Raw genomic sequence first — 21197 nt, 5'->3', positions numbered from 1 at the left:
CTTCATCGTGAGCCTCCTGCTGAGGCAGTTAAAAATAAGAAAGGGTTACGCAGCACTTATGTATAAATTATTTTCTGAGATTGCTCTGCGAACCCGTTGAATTGTGATAACTGATAGTTAAATCGTAGACATAAAAAAACCGCAATGAAGCGGTTGAATAAAAGAGAGTTATATTAAAGAAGTTTATTTAATTTATTTTGATTTAATTATTTTATATGAATAAACAGGATGTTAAATAATAAATTGCAAATTAAAGGCAATAAAAAAGCCCGCTTAGCGGGCTTAAGTAACAATTCTTGATTTTGAGATAATTATACATACATTAGCGTACGTTGTCAACCCCTTGAGCTAATATTTCATTCTAATATTATTCGTTAAGCTTAATAAAATAAGTTTTAATAAGGGCACAATAGGGAAAAATAATTGAAATTCAAAAATTCTGATTATTTATCAGATGTTAAATAATCATATTAATAAAATTAGGATGAAATTATTAAAAATATGACTAATCGTATTAACATAAAATGAATATCTATTTAGCACGAATATAGGCAGAAATATGAGAAAAGTTATAGCTAATAAATTCAATTATTGTTTTGAGAGATTTTATTTATTAACACTATTGACTAAATAGTTAAGATAGCAATAAGAAGAATAAAAAAGCCCGCTTAGCGAGCTTTAGTAACAATTCTTTATTTTGATATAATTATACATACATTTACGTACGTTGTCAAGATTAACTGTCCCACTTTTTTAAAACACTAAATGTTGCAATAACTCCAGTTCAGTGCCGGTTAACATCGTTTGCATCGATAATGCACCAATAATGTAACTTTCACCACTACTTTTTATTTTTCGGATATTGCCTTCACTGCAGGCTAAATCCTTCGCTATTTCACGTAAATTTTTAGGTTTGATAATTAATGTCGACGATGTTTGTGTTTTGCTTCGTTCGATATAAAGATGATCGTCAACAATCATTTCGTCTCCATAATAGAATTTAATTAAGACTTTTGCTTCTTCTTTTATTTTCGCGATTTTACTGTTTTTCATCGTTGAGATAATGCCATCTATTATTAACCCGTCTTTATCTAAACAGACCTGTTTATATTCCTTTTTTTGGGATTGATATAGACTAAACACTTTGCGTTGTTGATAAGCTTCTTTTCGAGCCCAATTACCCCAACGGGTTAATATTTGAGTAATATCATAATCAGCATTCAAACTCACTTTATTTAGCCATTGGGTCGGTTTATTATTTTTTTGAATATTCAGATACGGTGCTGTCATTATTTACCTCATATATTTTCCATATAATTCCAATTTATAATGTTTAACTATTTATTAATCTGTGACTATTAACTTATTGTCATATGTTGAAAAACTCTTTTTTTAGTAACAATATCGATAGGATTAATTAAAAAAGGGGACGCGTTACGTTAATGTTTTGATATTTTCCCTTATTAAGATCATATTGATTTATGAGTCGACGGCGATAATCATAGAGTTGTTCAACATGTTTCTCAGCGACTTTTATTTTTTCATCAAGTAAAGCTAATTGCTGTTCAGGTGTCATCGTGAAGTTTTCCTATTCAAAATTAAACAAACCAATAATAACAATAGTTATCATAAAAATCAATAACTATTGTTATAAATAATTAATGATAATCCTATAATGTTTAAAGTTTTACTCTAACATGTCTTTATTAAAGTTGGAGTCACATTGCCTCAATAAGAAAACAAAAATTAATTAAATATCGGTTAATTATTAATAAAAATTACGAAAACTAAAATAATGACCCAACATGTATAGTACAATTTGCAATCAAAACACTGGTATTTAATATTTAACTAAAACTAAAAACAATAACTTTTAGTATTGACTAAATTGATAACTTATATTATCATTGGTTTTATCAAAACTAATTGACTTACCATAAAGTTAGCAAGACCACGAGTTACTAATGGGGTAAGAAGATTCAAGTAGCTAGCAGAGGCGTACGAACATACTGCAGTTTTGATACGGTACTTGATAGCGTATTTTAAAGTTACAATATTGAGTACCTGACAACTGGAAAGACAGTGGTAGTCCACATTTTTGCCCCTATATTGGGGCTTTTTTAACCTTATTATGACTATTCAAATTTTTATAAAAAGGTTAAAACAATACAGTTAATGATGAAATCCAGCAAGATAACAAAAAATCATTTTGATCATAACTGTGATTTAATATAGGCATTTTATTGGAAGAAAAAGGTAAAGTGATAAAGAGGTTACCTATCATATTTTCATATCAAACTTGATAAAATCATTTTAATAGGTAACGCTACTTTTGAAATATTAGTCAGTGTAAATTCATCCCTAATACTAGCTAAATAACAATCCTTGTTGAATGGGTTAAATACTCCTTATAATCATTATAAGTAAGTTCCGCAAACGGCTCTTTTTGCTTCATCTATACCCCAAGCACTAGGAAACGAAATCATTCCATCGTGACTTGAAACCAGAATCGCTTCTGAAATGGCTTCATTATTGTCATTAGTGGTGTTGTGAGATTCATTAGTATAATACCAACCAAATTTCCAATTAGATTTTGGATAAGTTACAATCAAACTATTATACTGTTGATTAAGCGATCTCCCCCACTCACTGAAGACACCATATCCAATTCCGCGTGTAAACACATTATAAATACGACCTTTCGCACCATCTAAATTTTTAGTCGAGAACTCGGATGAATTATTTAATTCTTTTCGGCTCAACAATTTTGAAGAACCTGTACATTGAGCCCTTGCATCGTTTTGATTTTGGAAAGATTGTAATTTTGGTTCAAGCCATAAATCAAGACTGAATGTATAATCATAATGGATTTTATCATCAGATTTTAAGGTTGCCGTTATAGTGACCGTTTTAGTAGGCTGGTTAAGCGTAATTAAACCATCTTTATCAACAGTAACAGAACTATTATTTGTCGTGAAGGTATAATCGTTTTGTACACCACCCATGACTAACTGAAATTGCGCACCGGCAAAACCTGTCGTTGGAAAATGTTTTTTAGATAAGGTAGGCGTCACTTTAAATCCTTGATTGAAGACATAATCTTCAGTTACTCCGCCACCTACTGCAAAATTAGGTTTATTTTTAGGAATGTTATTTATACCAATTCCGGTGAGATTCCACTTTTCATCATTCTCAGATTTGTCATTTTTAACTGAACGCCATTGAGTAAGTGGATCTGAGATAAGACTATAAGGTTTTGCAAAGCAAGTATTAGCGATAGCTATTTGATAAGTTTTTGTTATAGGCTGAGCACCCATTGATTGAGTTTCAATAAAATTGACAGGATCACTTTCATTAGGATCGCCAAATTGAGTATGAACTTTAATATCAGTCGCGGTGATTTCTAATTTTAACGGCATTTTATATTTGTTATGGCTACAAGCAATATTATTAAAATCTGCAGGATCGATTTTAACATTATTACTATCCTTCCAAACGTAATTTAATGTGTTGCTGATGGGTTGCTTAGGATCAAAAGCATCATTATTAATATCAAAATAATCACCCTTATTATCATCAATAGTTGTTCTAGGAACAAAATAACTTTTTATGACAAAATCATTTAAGTTAGTCGTATGATCAAAATATTTGGTGGTATTACTAGTGATGTTACCGGATATTTCATTGTAATCAGTACCGTTGTAATTAAAACCTAATTTATTAACGATCGATTCTGTTGCAAAAAAGACAGGTTTATCCCCTTTTATCGAATTGACGGTCGTTGTTGATAGTGCTGCATTAGCAGGATTAACTGAAATGAAAGCCAAAACTGCACTTAAATAACTCAGTTTAGTTGCAGTCCTATTTTTTTTTAGCATAGATAATAAGCAATTTAAATGCGAACCTATATTCAATTTAGAGATGACTAAATGGTTAGGTTTGTATTCACTAAAATTTCGTGAATTAGGGTTGATAATGTGCTTCATATAGTTTTCTTCATTAACAAAATAACAAATCAATCACAAATCTTAAGATTGATTTAATAACTTCACATTCATCCAATTAATTTAAATGAAGAGGTGATCCTTTTAAATATTATTGATCGGATTTATCGATCCATCAACACCCAATCAATTTAAAATCACTATCAAAAATAATAAGATACTGCTATATTCCTTACATTATTTTCAATATGAGGAGATAATAAAATTGATTTAATAATTGAAAAATTTATCCACTTAATTTAAAAGAAGAGATAATCTTCAAAAATATTATTGATCGGATTTATCGATCTATCAATATACGATCAATTTAGAATCACTATCAAAACAATATAAAATCACGATATTTATGACATATTCGTTATAATGCAAACATAAAAACAGGTTAATCACATTAGTTCACACTTTAAAATAACATAATGAATAATATTAATTTATTTTTAAGCGTTTTATCTAGGTTTTATACAATTCATTTTCTTCAATAAATTTTTCCTATCAAAATTATAGGTTAAGTAAGTTACAATTTATTAAAACATATGTAAACGGATTGTTATGAATAAGTAAGCAATGTGTAATTTGTACAAAATGAATTCAAATATTTCAATGAGAATTTACCTAAGATTAAAAAAATGATTAAAAAAGAAGATTTGATAAAAATGTTATTAATCATACCATTGACTAAAAATAATCATTCTCATCAATTAAATACATTTGATGACTAATTGATGAGAAAAATGTTATCTAGAAACTAATTTCTGTTCCAACAAAATAGCGACGTCCATCTAAGGTTTTACCAAAGTCTTCATTGTCAACATCTTTATCAAACAAGTTATAAATACCCGTGTAAATTTTTGCTTTCTTGTTGATTTGATACGCTGCTCCCATATCCCAGAACGTATATCCAGGATACGTGACATACCTACTTTGTTTACCCATTCGCTTATTGGCGTTTTCTTGTCCGTAGTATGCCATCTTAGCCCATAAGTCCCAATTATGACTGATGTACCAATCCAATTGCATATTAAATTTTTGTTTAGGTGTACGGTTTAATGCACGTCCTTTATTGATACCGGTTTTTTGTTCTGTCTTTGTCCATGAATAATTTGACGTCAACAAGAACTCATTAAACAATGGCGTTTTAAACGTTAATTCAACGCCTTTAAGATCGGCTTTATCGACATTTTCTCTGCCTTGAACAAAATCAAATTTTTCTTGGTAACCATTCACTTTACATTTACCTTTTCCAGCTGGTCCCTGACAAATGTAATAAGTTTGAATCTTATCTTTATATTTTGTATAAAACGCCGTGGCTGAAGCATCTATTCCATAATCATTAGTATAGCCCAGTCCAATTTCGATATTGTCTGATTTTTCAGGTTTTAAATTAGGATTTCCCAGTACCATTCCTTTATTACCCGTGCCGGAACCCCCTGTAACTTGTCCCCAATCAGCAACGACTTGCCGTAATTGTGGTGTTGCATAACCCGTTGAATAGCCGCCTTTGAGAGTGAAATTATCATCAATATTCCATACGCTATAAACTCTTGGATTCCAGTTGCTTCCATAGTTTTCATCTTTGTTATAACGTAATCCAACAGTTAAATTCCAATTTTCTAATAAACTTATTTCATTTTCAGCAAATAGAGCATAATTCCAACGATCTATTTTAGTTAATGTCTTCTTCAATTGATTACCTTTATCGTGTAACTCTTGGTAATTATATTTTCCCCCTACTGTTAACATATTAATATTAAGCGGAATTGTTACACGGGTATCAAGATCGGTATTTCGAATTTTCATCTTTCTTTCCGGGTTATTATTACCTTCATAAGCAATAAATGAAGTTGTCGAAATATCACCAAACAGCCCAGTATGAGTTAAACTATACGTATTACGGCGATTATCACGAGGAAAATCGCCTCTATGCTTAGCTCGGGTATTACCCGCTGTTGCCTTACTTTTTTGAATTGAACGCCCCATATCTAAATCAAATCGTTGCGTATCTGTTGCATTTAAAGACAGCTTACCATTTAGACTTTGAAGTTTTTGTTGGGCATGACCATTCAAAAATTTATCTTCATTTCGTTTTGAATATTGACCATATAGTTGGATGCCAACTCTATCATCAACAATCGGTCCCATGACTGAAAAACTTCCTGTATAAGTGTTTTTTTCTTCAGAACGATAAGGAATTACAGATTCTAAACGTAATCCTGCATGCCATTTATCTGACACTTTTTTGGTAATAACATTAATTACCCCACCCATTGCATCAGAACCATACAGTGATGACATAGGACCACGGACTACCTCAATGCGTTCTATCGCCGTTAATGGTGGTAACCAACCTTGTTCAAATCCGGAACCGTCACTATTTGGTCGCGTTTCTCGGGTGCTGACTTTTTTACCATCAACTAAAATCATCGTATATTTGGCATCCATACCTCGAATGCTTATATCTGTTGAATCACCGCTACCGGTAATGGTGACACCAGGAATATCTTTTAACGCATCAGTGACATCACGATACGATTTTTGACTAATTTCTTCTGAGGTAATAACAGAAATGGTTGCAGGGGCTTCTTTGATTTGCTGTGCAAAACCCGAAGCGGTAACAACCATTGTATCAGTATCTGAACTATTCACAGCGGCTAGTGCTGTACTTGATAATAATAAAAAACCTGAATTAATGACATAATTTGTCAGTTTAAATTTTAGCTTAACGTTCATTTATTATAACCCCATTATTTATAATGATATTTTATAATTACCCATGAGTATGAACACTACATTAGATGATAATAATTATCAATATCTTTTATTAAATTATTTTTCGCTAGACAAGCAACTTACTTTAAATGATAATAATTATTATTTACATTTAATATAAAGGGTGTCTATGAACAGAAAGAAAAAATTGCTGCTAAGTAGCATTGCATTAATAGTTTTGGGGTTAACCGGTTGTCAATCACCATCGACAATGACTGTCACAAACAATAGTGAAACGATCATCGTACCTAAATCTCCGAAAAAAATTGTTGTCATGAATTATGGAGCATTAGATACATTAGATGCTTTAGGTAAAGGCTCAATAGTGACGGCAACCCCACAATCGGTCATTCCATCCTATTTGAATCAATTTAAAAGGGATGATGTGGTTGATACGGGTAATATGAAAGAACCCAATATAGATGCAATTAAACAAACTAATCCTGATCTTATTATTATTGATGGACGTCAAGCAAATAAAAAAGATGAGTTGTCAAAAATTGCCCCAGTGCTTAATTTAAGTGTTGATAGCAAACATTATTTTGAATCAACAAAAAATCATATCAATTTGTTAGCGAGCCTTACCGGAACCGAAAACACAGCAACTCAACTCATTGCTTCGCTCAATAACAAAATCAACCAAGCTCAAAGAATGACCTCAGCAAGCCCTAAAAAGGCCATTGTCGCTATTCACAACAATGGAAAAATGATTCTTATTAATAATAGCTCAAGTGCTGCGCTTATCCATGATGTATTAAAAGTCAAAAGAGCGGTACCACTTTTAGCTAACCAGCTAGCTACAAATGGAGAACGCCCAGCACCTACTTTTGTTGACGATAAATATATTAAAACCGTTAAGCCAGATATTATTTTTGTCATTGACCGAAGTCATGCTATTGGTCAACAAGCCATGAAAGCCAACTATTTTGATACAAAAGTTCTCAATAAAAGTAAAACCACCGTTATCTATTTGACACCTGATCTTTGGTACTTATCTGGTGGTGGAGCAGAAAGTTTAGACCGTCAAGTGTCTGAAGTGCTCAATGCTTTAAACGATTAACATTTTGTTTAAATTAATTCATACAGCCCAATTAAAAGGCTGTATGAGTTAGCAATCAACGGATTTATCACATTAAATCGACCTGCCCACAAGTATTCTTAGGTCACAAAATTTGAGAAGGTAATATTCATCTATTAAGTTGTGCTCGCATGATTTCAATCAAATATGGTAAATTTAACAGGTCAAAATCCCACTTTATACACTCGCCTGACGTTACCACTTAAAACCCATTTTCTGTTAATTAAGAATTTGAAAATCAGTATATTTACAATGCTTAAATGTGTTAAAATGCCGACATTTTAAATTAACAACAACTAATTAATCGATAAAATTTATTTTATTATCAATTTAATTCCTCTTTAAATATTAAGCATTATTATAAATATTATGAATATGTCATCCCCTACTATTGGATTTGTGAGCCTTGGTTGTCCCAAAAATTTGGTTGACTCAGAGCGAATTTTAACTGAATTACGAACACAAGGTTATCAAGTAGTACCAAGCTACGAAAATGCAGATTTAGTTATCGTCAATACTTGTGGCTTTATTGATAGCGCCGTACAAGAATCGTTAGAAGCCATTGGCGAAGCTTTAAATGAAAATGGCAAGGTCATCGTGACAGGCTGTTTAGGTGCAAAAGAAGATCAAATACGTAATGTACATCCTAAAGTACTTGAAATATCAGGCCCCCATAGCTACGAGACAGTACTTACTCATGTTAATAAATATGCCCCTAAACCCGCATATAATCCGTTTACCAGTTTAGTACCACAGCAAGGTGTGAAATTAACGCCTAAGCATTATGCGTATTTAAAAATATCAGAAGGTTGTAATCACAACTGTACATTTTGCATTATTCCATCGCTACGTGGCGAAATGATTAGCCGACCAATTGGTAATGTACTTGATGAAGCAAAGCGATTAGCTGATAGTGGCGTTAAAGAGTTACTCGTTATTGCTCAAGATACTTCAGCATATGGTATCGATATTAAAAATCGTACCAACTTTTGGAATGGTATGCCATTAAAAACTGATATTCAAACGTTATGCGAACAATTAGCAACGTTAGGCATTTGGGTAAGGCTCCATTACATGTATCCTTATCCAAGTGTTGATAATTTGATCCCGTTAATGGCGGATGGGAAAATTTTACCGTATCTGGATATACCACTTCAACATGCCAGTCCTTCGGTTTTAAAATCAATGAAACGCCCAGGCACCATTGATAGAACACTTGAACGAATTCATAAATGGCGAGAAATCTGTCCAGATATTACTTTACGTTCAACGTTTATTGTTGGTTATCCAGGGGAAACAGACCAAGATTTCGAATTATTACTCGATTTTTTAAACAAAGCTAAGCTTGATCGTGTGGGATGTTTTCCTTATAGCCCGATTGAAGGTGCAGCAGCCAATCAGCTCGCAAATCAAATTCCGGAAGAAATTAAACAAGAACGTTTTCATCGTTTTATGCAATTACAACAGACAATTTCTACCCAAAAATTACAAAATAAAATTGGCAAAACCTTATCGGTTATTATTGATGAAGTGGATGAAGAAGGCGCTATTGGACGCAGTATGGCTGATGCACCAGAAATTGATGGTGTTGTCTATTTAAATGAAGAAAAAAATGTTCACGTTGGTGATATTGTTCAAGTTGAAGTTGAACATTCCGATGAATATGATTTATGGGGAACTGTTAAACAGTAAACACATCCAATGAAACAACATTATCGAAACGAAATCAAAAAACTTATTGCCCTTTCGGTACCCGTACTGATAGCACAAATATCGCAAACAGCGATTACCTTCGTCGATACCATTATGGCTGGTAACTACAGTAACACAGCATTATCAGGGGTTGCCATTGCAGTCTCAATTTGGTTACCAACCATATTATTTGGACAGGGTTTACTTAGTGTCTTAACACCGATTATTTCCAATTTAAATGGGGCTGCTAAACGTCATCAAGTTGCTGATCACACTCGACAAGGAGTCGTTATTGCCTTGTTCTTATCAGTGGTAATGATGTTCATTTTATACCATTCAGATAAACTGATTAGTTTAAGAAGTTCAGTTGAACATCCTATCGATCCTGAAATGGTTGAAGTTGCCGTTTCTTTTTTACGTGCCATTATGTGGGGTGTTCCCGCGTTCTTATTATTTTTAGTTTACCGAAATCAGTGTGAAGGGTTATCCAATACCAAACCAGCCATGGTGATCATCTTTATTGCATTACTTGCCAACATTCCCATTAATTATGTATTAATTTATGGAAAATTAGGTTTGCCTGCTTTCGGTGGAGTTGGATGTGGCATTACCGCAGCGATTATATTTTGGCTAATGTTTTTTTTAATTCGCCTTTATACGTTAACCACCACTAGCCAACGTGATATTCGTATAACACCTTTCACAAAACTTATTGATTGGTCTATTATTAAAAAAGTTATCCTGTTAGGCACGCCTCTGGCATTGGCTTATTTTTTCGAAATGAGTTTATTTGCCGTCATAGCATTACTGATAGCCCCATTGGGTAAAATTACAGTTGCGGCACATCAAATCATATTTACGATTAGCAGTTTAACATTTGCCATTCCTCTTTCACTCGGTGTTGCTACTAGCATTCGTGTTGGTTATTTGTTAGGTCAAAAAAAGCTATCTCTTGCCAAACATACCGCATATATAAGTTTAGCTATTTCGTTGGCAATAGCAATTATTGTCGCATTAATTTTGGTTGTCTTTCGAACACCAATCATTGCATTATTTACTAAAGAAGTTGCTGTCATTACGATATGTATGCACCTAATTATTTTATTAGCAATCTATCAGGCTTCTGATTATTTGCAAGTTGTAGCCAGCAATGTGCTTCGTGGTTATAAGGATACGCAAAGCATCTTCTTTATTACATTGCTTTCTTATTGGGTAGTAGGATTACCTGTAGGTTATATCTTAGGTTTAACCGATCTGATTATAGCGCCAATTGGGGCTGCCGGTTTTTGGATTGGCATTATTTTAGGTCTGGCAGTCGCCGCTATTTTATTAATAGCCAGAATGATCTATATCCAAAAACAGCCTGAAGCAATAATATTAAATCGATCATCAAAATAACGATTTATTGGCTAGTAAGCCACTTCTCATCTTAATATTTAACACTTATCAAATTAACCGATAAGTGTTAAATCATTAATAGCCTCTACTCCATAACAACTATTCAATACAGTTAACCATTTTTTAACTCAAACAGCTATTTTATTCCTTCGTTTAAGGCTGTTAAACGCCTTTTATTAGGTACATAAATGATAGAAAAATCATTTAGTTCAATTCAAATTGAATCAAACACAAAATGACGATATAAATTGATTAAATAATAATTCACTATATAATCACGTGCCTTGTAGATAAATTTAATATAGTGTAATAATGTTGTGAAGCTCTCTAAAAAAATTTTGTTTTCTCATTGTATTTGTCTTAGCCTTGCAGTCTTAGTCGTGTATTTATTAGGATATCCGAAAAGAATAGATCGTATATTGCTTACTTATTTTTCATTAATTTTCCTAGGCAGATTCACCATTTTTCGATTTTTTTTTGGTCTATCATTTGTTATAGCTGCTCTTTACTTTCCCATTGCTTATTATTACGGCCCTCCTAATGTAGCAGTAATAAGTGCTTTGTTTGAAACAGACATGGACGAAGTAAATGAATTCTGTTCGCAAATATCGACTTATCTATTTTTGATTACCTTTTTACTAATAATCGCTTTTGTTCTTATATTTATCAAACTGCCATTTCCTACTGTTCACAATTATTACCTGATTATTTTTACATTGATTTTATTGTGCTATAAACCGATTAAAGCGTATATTAAGTTTATCCCGACCCCTTCTCATTCACTGTCTGAAGAGCTAATGGATAATGTGAAATATCCTTTTTTTGAATTTTATAAAGCGCTTTTTACCAGTGGAAAAATTTATTGTTCCGAGAAAGAAGCACAACTTAAACAAATTGAACAACAAAATACGATTCCTATTTTATCGGTTAATCCAGACCACAAAAATTACCTTATTATTATTGGTGAAAGTGTCCGTAAAGATTATATGAATGCCTATGGATTTAGTTATGACAATACGCCTTTTGCCACTCAACATGCAAATGTGATATGGGATGGTTTAATCGCACCCGCTTCGAATACGCAAGCATCTGTCCCTCATTTGATTAGCCAAGCTATTTATTCGGACGATAAAATAGTGAATGCTCAGTTAAATAATAATATTGTTAGTATTGCTAACGATGCAGGATTTGAAACTTATTGGCTTTCTAATCAAGGCAAACTCGGAAAAATTGAGATTACCGTACCTCGCATTGCCGCTTATGCAAACTATAACTTCTACACCAAAAAAGGGGAATATAATGGTAAGTCATCACACGGAAAACATGATACTTTACTATTACCAGAATTAGATAAAATATTATCAGATAAACAGGCTAAGCCAAGACTGATCGTCATGCACCTTATGGGATCTCATTCCAATTTTTGTCGTCGATTACAATTTGATATTCAATTCAATCTATATAACGAAAATATTTCTTGCTATGTCAGCAGTATAAAAGAAACGGACGACCTGATTAAATCAACAATTGATATACTAAAAAAACATAATGAAGATTATTCGCTTGTCTATTTTGCCGATCATGGTCTTACCCACTTGGATCAATATCAAGATTTAAGACATAACTGGGAATACCAAAATAGCTACGAAGTACCTTTTATTTTCTTTGATTCGAAAAGTACAACACAACAAAAAATTGAGAAAAAAATCTCAGGTTATCAGCTTGTTTACTTGTTAAGTAAATGGATGGGTATCACCTTAGATGTTTCACATGAATATATGCAAAACAAGTTGACAGATATACCACACCAAACAAAGATTAAAATTAAAGATTGGAAAAATGAGTTATATCCTTATGAGAAATTAAAAAAAGATCCGAATCCTTTTTTTATCAAATAAAATCATAATATCTTAAGATAGATCCAAAAAAAAACGCCATTATCTAAATGGTAATGGCGCTTTAAACAGGAATTACAATTATTTCAATAAATCATTGGCTTTTGCAATCACATTTTCAACTGTAAAACCAAATTTTTCAAATAACTGTTCTGCAGGTGCTGATTCGCCAAAACTTGTCATACCAACAATTTTGCCATTTAGCCCCACATATTTATACCAGTAATCACTAATTCCGGCTTCAATCGCAATACGCGCAGTGACTGAAGAAGGTAATACTGACTCTTTATAAGCGCAGTCTTGTTTATCAAATGCATCGGTTGATGGCATTGAAACAACCCGTACATTTTTCCCCGCTTTTGTTAATTGATGATAGGCTTCTACTGCTAATTCGACTTCTGAACCCGTCGCAATTAAGATCAACTCTGGCGTTCCTGCACAATCATTTAAAATGTAACCGCCACGATAAACGTTGGCTAATTGCTCAGCTGTTCGTGGTTGTTGTTTAAGATTCTGCCTTGAGAAGATCAATGCTGTTGGACCATCTTTACGTTCAATGGCATATTGCCATGCTATGGCTGATTCAACTTGGTCACATGGACGCCAAGTACTGACATTTGGTGTTACCCGTAAACTTGCCATTTGTTCAACAGGTTGATGTGTTGGTCCATCTTCACCTAGTCCGATTGAGTCATGGGTATAAACAAACAGTGAACGAATCTTCATTAAGGCAGCCATGCGTACCGCATTTCGTGCATATTCCATAAACATTAAGAATGTTGCCCCATAAGGAATAAAGCCGCCATGAAGTGCAATACCATTCATAATAGCAGACATCCCAAACTCACGTACACCATAGTGAATATAGTTACCATCCGGATTGGCTAAAATTTCTTTTGAACCTGACCACATTGTTAAGTTACTTGGTGCTAAGTCAGCCGAGCCACCAAGAAACTCAGATAATACAGGTGCAAAAGCTTCAATTGCATTTTGTGATGCTTTACGCGTCGCTATCGATGCAGGGTTTGCTTGCAATTTATTGACAAAATCGGTAGCCACTTGTTGCCAATTTTCAGGTAAATCGCCGTGCATTCGTCGTTTAAATTCGCTTGCAAGTTCTGGATATGCTTTGGCATAAGCTTCAAAGCGAGTGTTCCACTCATCTTCGATTTGTTTGCCTTTGGTTTTCGCATCCCACGCTTCATAATAAGCTTTCGGAATATCAAACGGCGGGTAATTCCACCCAAGTGCTTGACGGGTTGCTTCAATTTCAGCATCTCCCAGTGGTGCACCGTGACTGTCATGACTGCCCGCTTTATTTGGTGATCCAAAACCTATAACTGTTTTACACATCAGTAAAGAAGGTTTATCGGTCACAGCTTGTGCTTGTTCAATCGCTTGAGCAATGGCATTTGCATCATGACCATCAATACCGCGAATAACATGCCATCCATAAGCTTCAAAGCGTTTCGCGGTATCATCAGTAAACCAACCTTCTATTTCGCCATCGATTGAAATACCATTTTCATCATAAAATGCAATGAGTTTTCCTAATTTCAGTGTTCCAGCCAATGAACAAGCTTCGTGTGAAATCCCTTCCATCATACAACCATCACCCATGAATACATAGGTAAAATGGTCGACTATAGTATGACCTGGTTTATTAAATTGTGCAGATAAAGTTCTTTCTGCAATTGCCATACCAACTGCATTAGCAATGCCCTGTCCTAAAGGTCCGGTTGTGGTTTCAACGCCCGGAACATGACCATATTCTGGATGCCCTGCTGTGATTGAATGCAACTGACGGAAATTTTTCAAGTCATCAATGCTAACTTTATAACCGGTAAGATGTAGTAAACTATAAATTAGCATCGAAGCATGACCATTTGATAATACAAAACGGTCTCGATCTGCCCAAGTTGGATTGTTCGGGTTATGTTTTAAAAATCCACGCCAAAGTACTTCCGCCATATCAGCCATACCCATAGGCGCACCCGGATGACCTGATTTTGCTTTTTGTACACCATCCATGCTTAATGCCCTTATCGCATTCGCAAGCTCGCGGTGAGATAGCGTCGTTGCATTCATGTTTTAATCTCCAAAATATATTTTAAGTTATTCAAATTCATTTTTTCTGTATTTTTGAAACAGATTTATATTATTAACTTTATAAAAAAAGTGAAAGGGGAATGGTGATTCCCCCTTTATTATTATAGAAGTGTTGCAATCATCTCTTCTAATTTACCTTGATCCACCGCAAAGGCACGAATTCCTTCTGACAATTTTTCGACAGCCATGGCATCGCTATTATGTTGCCATCTAAATTCAGACTCGGTAATCGGTGCAGGTCGTTCAACGACAGTTTGATTTGGATACAGTTTTTGTTCAACAGGCGCTGTTGAATGTTGCATTTCAGCCAATAAATTTGGCGCAATCGTTAATCGGTCACAACCGGCTAATGCTAAAATTTGTTCAACTTTACGGAAGCTTGCCCCCATAACTATCGTTTTATAACCATGTTGTTTATAGTAATTATAAATATTACGTACTGATACCACACCTGGATCTTGATCGGCAATATAAGGTTCAATTGGTTTTTTAGCTTGATACCAGTCATAAATACGACCAACAAAAGGCGAAATGAGAAACACATTGACTTCAGCACAAGCACGTGCCTGTGCAAATGAAAATAGTAACGTTAAATTACAATTAATGCCCTCTTTTTCAAGAACTTCGGCAGCTTTAATCCCTTCCCATGTTGAAGCAATTTTAATCAAAATTCGTGATTTATCGATACCTTTTTGTTGATAGAGTTCTATAATTCGGCGGGCTTTCTCGATACAAGCTTGTTTATCAAAAGATAAACGAGCATCCACTTCTGTCGAAATTCGTCCGGGTACAATTTTCAAAATTTCCGCACCAATATTGACAGCAACTTGGTCACAAGCATTAACTAATTGTTGTTCTTTGCTACCACCTAATTTTTTTGCAGTTTCAACTGCAGAATCAATCAGATAACGATATTGAGGAAGTTGAGCGGCTTTTAATACAAGAGAAGGATTCGTGGTTGCATCTTCTGGTGAAAACTGTTTAATTGAATCGATATCACCTGTATCGGCAACAACGACGGTTAATTTTTTAAATTCATCTAATTGACTCATATACTTCTATATCCTCTACAGCTTCAATTTTCTAAAAGATTATAATAGCATTTATCTAGTGATAAAACGACTTAGCGACTCGTTATTTTAACGTTTTTATACATTTAACAATAACCTGAAATAGATAACAAAAAAGCAAAATTTTCACACAGTTGTGATAGCAACTATAGCTTGTTTATCTCTACTATCAGTTTGTTATTTTTACATTATAAATTGATTTTTTAATGTGACCTAAATCACGAAATTCACTTTATCAATATGAAAAATATCTCGATAAAAAATCAATCTAGTATTTTTCAGCTAATCGTTAACGCTATATTGACCAGCCCTAAAACAAAAATGCATGATATTAAATATTGACTAAATCCATGCATAAATCGTTTTATTCGCAAAATTACAACCAGCACAGTTATCACATTTTTTCGACTGACAAAAATCGGGTTGTTCTACAACGATGAGTTGCATCACTTTTTTCTTTACCCAAAAGTTTAGTATCGGCATAAGGGCACTTTCAGGCAATCTAAAATGACGTGCTATATCTTGCAATTCCACGCGCCCTTTTAATTGTACATAATCACGAATCGAGGTCATTAACATTTTCTATATTAGTCTTATAGGTTTTACCTACTTTGTTCTCCAGAGAATCAAATGATAAAAGCAAATCAATCACAACAAGATGATTTTCTTTATTTTTTATGATTGAAAATATTATTTTTCTTGAATGAATCATTCCCCACTTTGCGCAGAATAAACATCATCAATGTTATCAATAGTCCACAAGCGAACAACCAATAACTTGCAGTATTTGAATAGGCAAGTTGTGTAAATTGATAATAGATTGTCGCCACCAACCAAGCAATTGTGAATGTCCATACTGCAACAAAAATCATCCAACGCCACCCTGCTTCACGATAAATAGTCCCTAATACTGCTGTACATGGTGTATAAAGTAAGATGAATATTAAATAAGCTATTACGGCTGACGAAGACGTAAATGATGTCTTAATTTTAGAAATAGCAGTGGAATTGATCGCTAAATCAGTTTGTAAAGTATCGATATCATCATTTAATGATGACAATCCAAGAGGGTCAGTAATCGTTTCAGACAAAGCAAATAAATTATCTGGAATAGTGGCAAAAGCCGATTTAATGTCTTCAAACCAATCCGATTGCTCATCATCTTCTGGTTGACTATCCATAGAATAAAGTGAATTTAACGTCGCAATGATGGACTCTTTTGCAAAAATTCCCGTAAAAATGCCCACTGTTGCTGGCCAATTTTTGTTATCGATCCCCATGGGTTGAAAAACAGGTGTAATTTTTTGGCTTATGACTGATAATACCGATTGATTAGTATTTTCATGTCCAAAGGTATTATCTGTTCCCCAAGAGTTGAGTAAGCTTAAAATCGTCACCATAATTACAATCGCTTTTCCGGCTTTGAATATAAAACTTTTCAAGCGTTGCCAAGTTAAGCGTAAAATGCTACGAAGGGTTGGAATTCGATAAACTGGCATCTCCATAATAAAGGGGGTTAACTCACCTTTTAATAACGTGTTTTTTAAAATCATCCCCGACAGGACTGCGACACCAATACCAAGCAGATATAACATAAATACAACGAAAGAAGCATGAAGCGGGAAAAATATAACCGCAAATAATGCATAAACCGGTAATCTTGCCCCACAAGACATAAAAGGGATCATGCAGATAGCCATTATACGATCTCGAGAACTTTCTAATGTACGCGTGCCCATAATTGCTGGTACACCACAGCCAAAGCCCATTAACATGGGCACGAAAGCTTTACCCGGTAAACCGATAAAACGTAAAACCCGATCAACCACCATTGCGGCACGCGCCAAGTAACCGGAATCCTCTAAAAAAGATAAAGCAAAAAACATCGCGGCAATGACAGGAATAAACGTTGAAACAGTTTGAATCCCATTGCCTATGCCATCAGACAATATGACACGAACCCAATCGGGCGCATGAATAAATTCTAATAAACCTGCGGTTCCATTGACAAAAATTGTTCCGAAAAATTTTTCAAAAAAATCGATAAATACCGAACCAAAATTGATAGCCACCATAAACATGGCATACATCACAATTAAAAAAAATGGTATCCCTGTAAAGCGTCCAAGCGTAATTTTATCGAACTTTTCTGAAATATCGGGACTTAATTCTCGAGGTTTAGCAATAACCTTTTTACACACTTGATCAATCGTTTCATATCTGGCACTTGCTAGCGCAACATCAATTTCATTATCACACCAGGCCGAAATAAGTTGTCGACAAATTTCAAGTTTTTCTAATTCAAGTGAATTAAACTGATCTGTGTTGTGTCCTAATAAAGCTTCAATTAATTGCCAGCGATTAAGTTGATGAACACGACTTTCTTCTGGTAACTCACTAATATAACGAGTCAACAGTTTTTGCTGAGATTGTCCTAACGTGTCTATAGAAGGTTGAGCTTTTTGCTTATTGACCGCCTTATTTTCAATTGCTTGATAAAATAAATTAATACCTAATTTTTTGGTTGATGAAATAGGTACTACAGGACAACCCAGTAAAACAGATAATCGTTGGTGATCGATTTTTTCGCCCATATTCTTAACCGTATCAATCATATTGAGTACAACAATCATCGGTACTTGTAGATCAATCAATTGAAATGTTAGATATAAGCTTCGCTGTAAATTACTGGCATCAATAACATTAATAATGACATTATTTTTTTCTGTCAGAACAAATTCACGCGTTATCCATTCATCTTGCGACATTGAAACCGCATCAGACTCAATAGAGTAAGTCCCCGGTAGATCTACGACCTCGTATTGGTGATGGTGATAAGAAAATAAACCTAATTTTTGTTCAACTGTCACGCCAGGCCAATTACCGACTCGCTGTTTTAATCCTGTCAGTAAATTGAACAGTGTTGTTTTGCCACAATTTGGATTTCCAACCAGTGCTATTTTCACTCATTTATCTCCGTTACTTCAATGGTTGCTGCTTCACGATGCCTTAGACAAAGAAAAAATCCACGTATTTTAATTTGAAGTGGGTCTCCCAAAGGTGCCACACGAACAATCGAAATTTTACAGCCTGGTGTTAATCCCATTGCCAGTAACTTTCTACGAAAAGGTAAGGATTCAGGTAATAGACGAGAGATAACCGCCTCATTTCCTAAAGGGAGGTGATTTAATGTTAATACTGACATTAATGTTCCTGTGAATTATGCTAGCACGTTTTATTCTGCTTATTTTAAAAAATATTTACCTATAAAAATAGTTTTAAAATGCGAATAATTCGCAATATTAATATTTAATATTTAAAAAAATAGAAAAGTAACTTTAAAAAATAAAATTTATGTCAAAAATAAGGATTAATATGTTTTTTTCAAGTGTTTTGCTCTGAAAAACAAAAAGAATCTAAATAAGGTTAAATTTAAGCGATTAATCTTTCGATTATTCATTTAATTAATGTTTATATTACTCATCCAATTCAAAATTAGAGATTCGGTAAGACAACTGATATAATTTGACTTTATACTTTGCTTAAGGAATGAGAATTATGTTAACCATTTACGGTATTAAAAACTGCAGTACAATGAAAAAAGCGTTCACATGGCTTGATGAAAATAAAATCAAGTATCAATTTCACAATTACAAAACAGATGGACTGTCAACTGAACAATTACAGACTATTTTGAAATTGGTTGATTGGCAAAGCCTACTTAATACACGGGGTACAACATGGCGTAAATTGGATGAATCAGTACGTGCTAACGTTGACAATGAGCAAGCTGCGATGAAACTGATGCTGGACAATCCTTCAATTATAAAACGACCGCTATTAATCAAGGGTAAGCATGTATTACTCGGATTTTCAGACGAAAGTTATTCGCAATTTTTCAAACAACAACAATAAAACCGAGATCATTATGACAGAGCCTGTTATTGAACTAACCAAAGCATTAATTGCCGAAAAATCGATAAGTCCAGATGATAAAAATTGTCAAAATATCCTTATCGAGCGCTTAACATCACTTAACTTTATCATTGAAGAATTCAATATTGGTCGCACTAAAAATCTTTGGGCTTATCATGGCGATCCGTCAGAAACAACACTTATGTTCGCTGGTCATACCGACGTAGTGCCTGCTGGCGATGAAAGCCAATGGCTGTATCCCCCATTTGAGGCAACCATTGATACTCATGGTGTACTTTATGGCCGTGGCGCATCAGATATGAAAAGTGGTGTCGCAGCAATGATCTGTGCTGCTGAAGATTTTGTTAAAGCAAACCCCAATCACCGTGGTCGTGTTGCGTTTCTAATTACCTCTGATGAAGAAGCTGATGCAACCGATGGAACAGTTAAAGTTGTTAATCGTCTTATTGAACGTCAGGAACGTGTAGACTATTGTATTGTAGGAGAGCCTTCTTGTGATAAGGTTTTAGGCGATCAAATTAAAAATGGGCGTCGAGGTTCTTTGACAGCAAATTTAATTATTCATGGTATGCAAGGTCATGTCGCCTACCCTCATTTAGTTGACAATCCTGTTCATCGATTTGCCCCTGCACTGGCTGAACTGGTTAATACGGTTTGGGATAATGGCAATCAATATTTTCCGCAAACCTCTATGCAAATTGCAAACATTCAGGCAGGCACAGGAGCTGAAAACGTTGTGCCCGGTGATCTATCGGTGCAGTTCAATTTTCGATACAGTAGTGAACTCACTGACGAATTAATTAAAACCCGCGTTGAGCAACTTTTACAAAAGCATAAATTAAACTATACGTTAAATTGGCGTTTATCAGGTCATCCGTTTTTAACGCCGCAAGGTGAACTGACTCAAGCTACAGCAAGTGCGATAAAAGAGAACACAAATATTGAGACAAAATTATCAACAAGTGGCGGAACATCAGATGGACGTTTCATTGCAAAAATGGGCTGTCAGATTATCGAGTTTGGGGTATTAAATAAAACAATCCATAAGATTAACGAAAATGTAAATTGTCAGGATATCATCACACTGAAAAAAATTTATCAAAGAATTTTGGAAAAATTACTCGTTTAATAAGATTGGCTAAGTTATCTAACTTGTTAAATCTGCTCAAACAAAATTTGAATAGATTATTTAATGCTACTTTGGACATTCGACTAAACGAGCGTCACTAACATGCATCCAACAAAGGTA

The 21197-nt window shown here is 34.1% G+C and carries 15 protein-coding genes; 6 read left to right on the top strand and 9 right to left on the bottom strand.

Annotated features, from left to right (window positions below; translation table 11 throughout):
• Window positions 1–753 precede the first annotated feature (753 nt).
• From ACGH6P_RS10560 to ACGH6P_RS10545, 4 genes are all read right to left on the bottom strand, one after another.
• On the bottom strand, window positions 754–1290 hold the full coding sequence (locus ACGH6P_RS10560) for an antiterminator Q family protein (RefSeq protein ID WP_411597438.1): 537 nt from the start codon (window positions 1288–1290) through the stop codon (window positions 754–756).
• 127 nt (window positions 1291–1417) lie between these two features.
• On the bottom strand, window positions 1418–1576 hold the full coding sequence (locus ACGH6P_RS10555; protein WP_267360640.1) for a hypothetical protein: 159 nt from the start codon (window positions 1574–1576) through the stop codon (window positions 1418–1420).
• Between the two features lie 841 nt (window positions 1577–2417).
• Window positions 2418–3986 (bottom strand): hypothetical protein, encoded by a 1569-nt coding sequence (locus ACGH6P_RS10550; protein WP_267349631.1) that lies wholly within the window; start codon window positions 3984–3986, stop codon window positions 2418–2420.
• Window positions 3987–4742: 756 nt separating this feature from the next.
• On the bottom strand, window positions 4743–6731 hold the full coding sequence (locus tag ACGH6P_RS10545) for a TonB-dependent receptor domain-containing protein (RefSeq protein WP_411597437.1): 1989 nt from the start codon (window positions 6729–6731) through the stop codon (window positions 4743–4745).
• Between the two features lie 169 nt (window positions 6732–6900).
• Here ACGH6P_RS10545 and ACGH6P_RS10540 point away from each other — a divergent pair, with 169 nt between their 5' ends.
• From ACGH6P_RS10540 to ACGH6P_RS10525, 4 genes are all read left to right on the top strand, one after another.
• Window positions 6901–7830, top strand: a complete 930-nt coding sequence (locus tag ACGH6P_RS10540) for a siderophore ABC transporter substrate-binding protein (RefSeq protein WP_411597436.1) — start codon at window positions 6901–6903, stop codon at window positions 7828–7830.
• A 393-nt stretch (window positions 7831–8223) separates the two neighbouring features.
• A complete protein-coding gene (gene rimO / locus ACGH6P_RS10535; protein WP_411597435.1) occupies window positions 8224–9540 on the top strand; it encodes a 30S ribosomal protein S12 methylthiotransferase RimO in 1317 nt (438 codons plus the stop codon).
• Window positions 9541–9549: 9 nt separating this feature from the next.
• Window positions 9550–10938: an MATE family efflux transporter gene (locus ACGH6P_RS10530; RefSeq protein WP_267349637.1), complete on the top strand. Its 1389-nt coding sequence runs from the start codon at window positions 9550–9552 to the stop codon at window positions 10936–10938.
• Between the two features lie 797 nt (window positions 10939–11735).
• Window positions 11736–12836: a phosphoethanolamine transferase gene (locus ACGH6P_RS10525; RefSeq protein WP_267360629.1), complete on the top strand. Its 1101-nt coding sequence runs from the start codon at window positions 11736–11738 to the stop codon at window positions 12834–12836.
• Between the two features lie 78 nt (window positions 12837–12914).
• Here ACGH6P_RS10525 and tkt read toward each other — a convergent pair whose 3' ends face one another.
• From tkt to ACGH6P_RS10500, 5 genes are all read right to left on the bottom strand, one after another.
• Complete coding sequence (gene tkt / locus ACGH6P_RS10520; protein ID WP_411597434.1) at window positions 12915–14921, bottom strand: transketolase; 2007 nt, start codon at window positions 14919–14921, stop codon at window positions 12915–12917.
• A gap of 122 nt (window positions 14922–15043) precedes the next feature.
• Window positions 15044–15994 (bottom strand): transaldolase, encoded by a 951-nt coding sequence (tal, locus tag ACGH6P_RS10515; protein WP_411597433.1) that lies wholly within the window; start codon window positions 15992–15994, stop codon window positions 15044–15046.
• A 360-nt stretch (window positions 15995–16354) separates the two neighbouring features.
• Window positions 16355–16585 (bottom strand): FeoC-like transcriptional regulator, encoded by a 231-nt coding sequence (locus ACGH6P_RS10510; protein WP_267349643.1) that lies wholly within the window; start codon window positions 16583–16585, stop codon window positions 16355–16357.
• Window positions 16586–16680: 95 nt separating this feature from the next.
• Window positions 16681–18978: a Fe(2+) transporter permease subunit FeoB gene (feoB, locus tag ACGH6P_RS10505; protein WP_411597432.1), complete on the bottom strand. Its 2298-nt coding sequence runs from the start codon at window positions 18976–18978 to the stop codon at window positions 16681–16683.
• A complete protein-coding gene (locus tag ACGH6P_RS10500) occupies window positions 18975–19217 on the bottom strand; it encodes a ferrous iron transport protein A (RefSeq protein ID WP_267349646.1) in 243 nt (80 codons plus the stop codon). Before ACGH6P_RS10500 ends, feoB begins: the two co-directional genes overlap by 4 nt.
• 353 nt (window positions 19218–19570) lie before the next feature.
• Here ACGH6P_RS10500 and ACGH6P_RS10495 point away from each other — a divergent pair, with 353 nt between their 5' ends.
• Window positions 19571–19927: an ArsC family reductase gene (locus ACGH6P_RS10495; protein WP_411597431.1), complete on the top strand. Its 357-nt coding sequence runs from the start codon at window positions 19571–19573 to the stop codon at window positions 19925–19927.
• A gap of 13 nt (window positions 19928–19940) precedes the next feature.
• On the top strand, window positions 19941–21077 hold the full coding sequence (dapE, locus tag ACGH6P_RS10490; RefSeq protein ID WP_411597430.1) for a succinyl-diaminopimelate desuccinylase: 1137 nt from the start codon (window positions 19941–19943) through the stop codon (window positions 21075–21077).
• Window positions 21078–21197 lie beyond the last annotated feature (120 nt).

The organism is Gilliamella sp. CG25, from assembly GCF_046635705.1.
Classification (GTDB): Bacteria; Pseudomonadota; Gammaproteobacteria; order Enterobacterales; family Orbaceae; genus Gilliamella; species Gilliamella apicola_I.
Note: the sequence above shows the minus strand (reverse complement) of the source record. Positions and strands in the feature narration are given on the sequence as shown.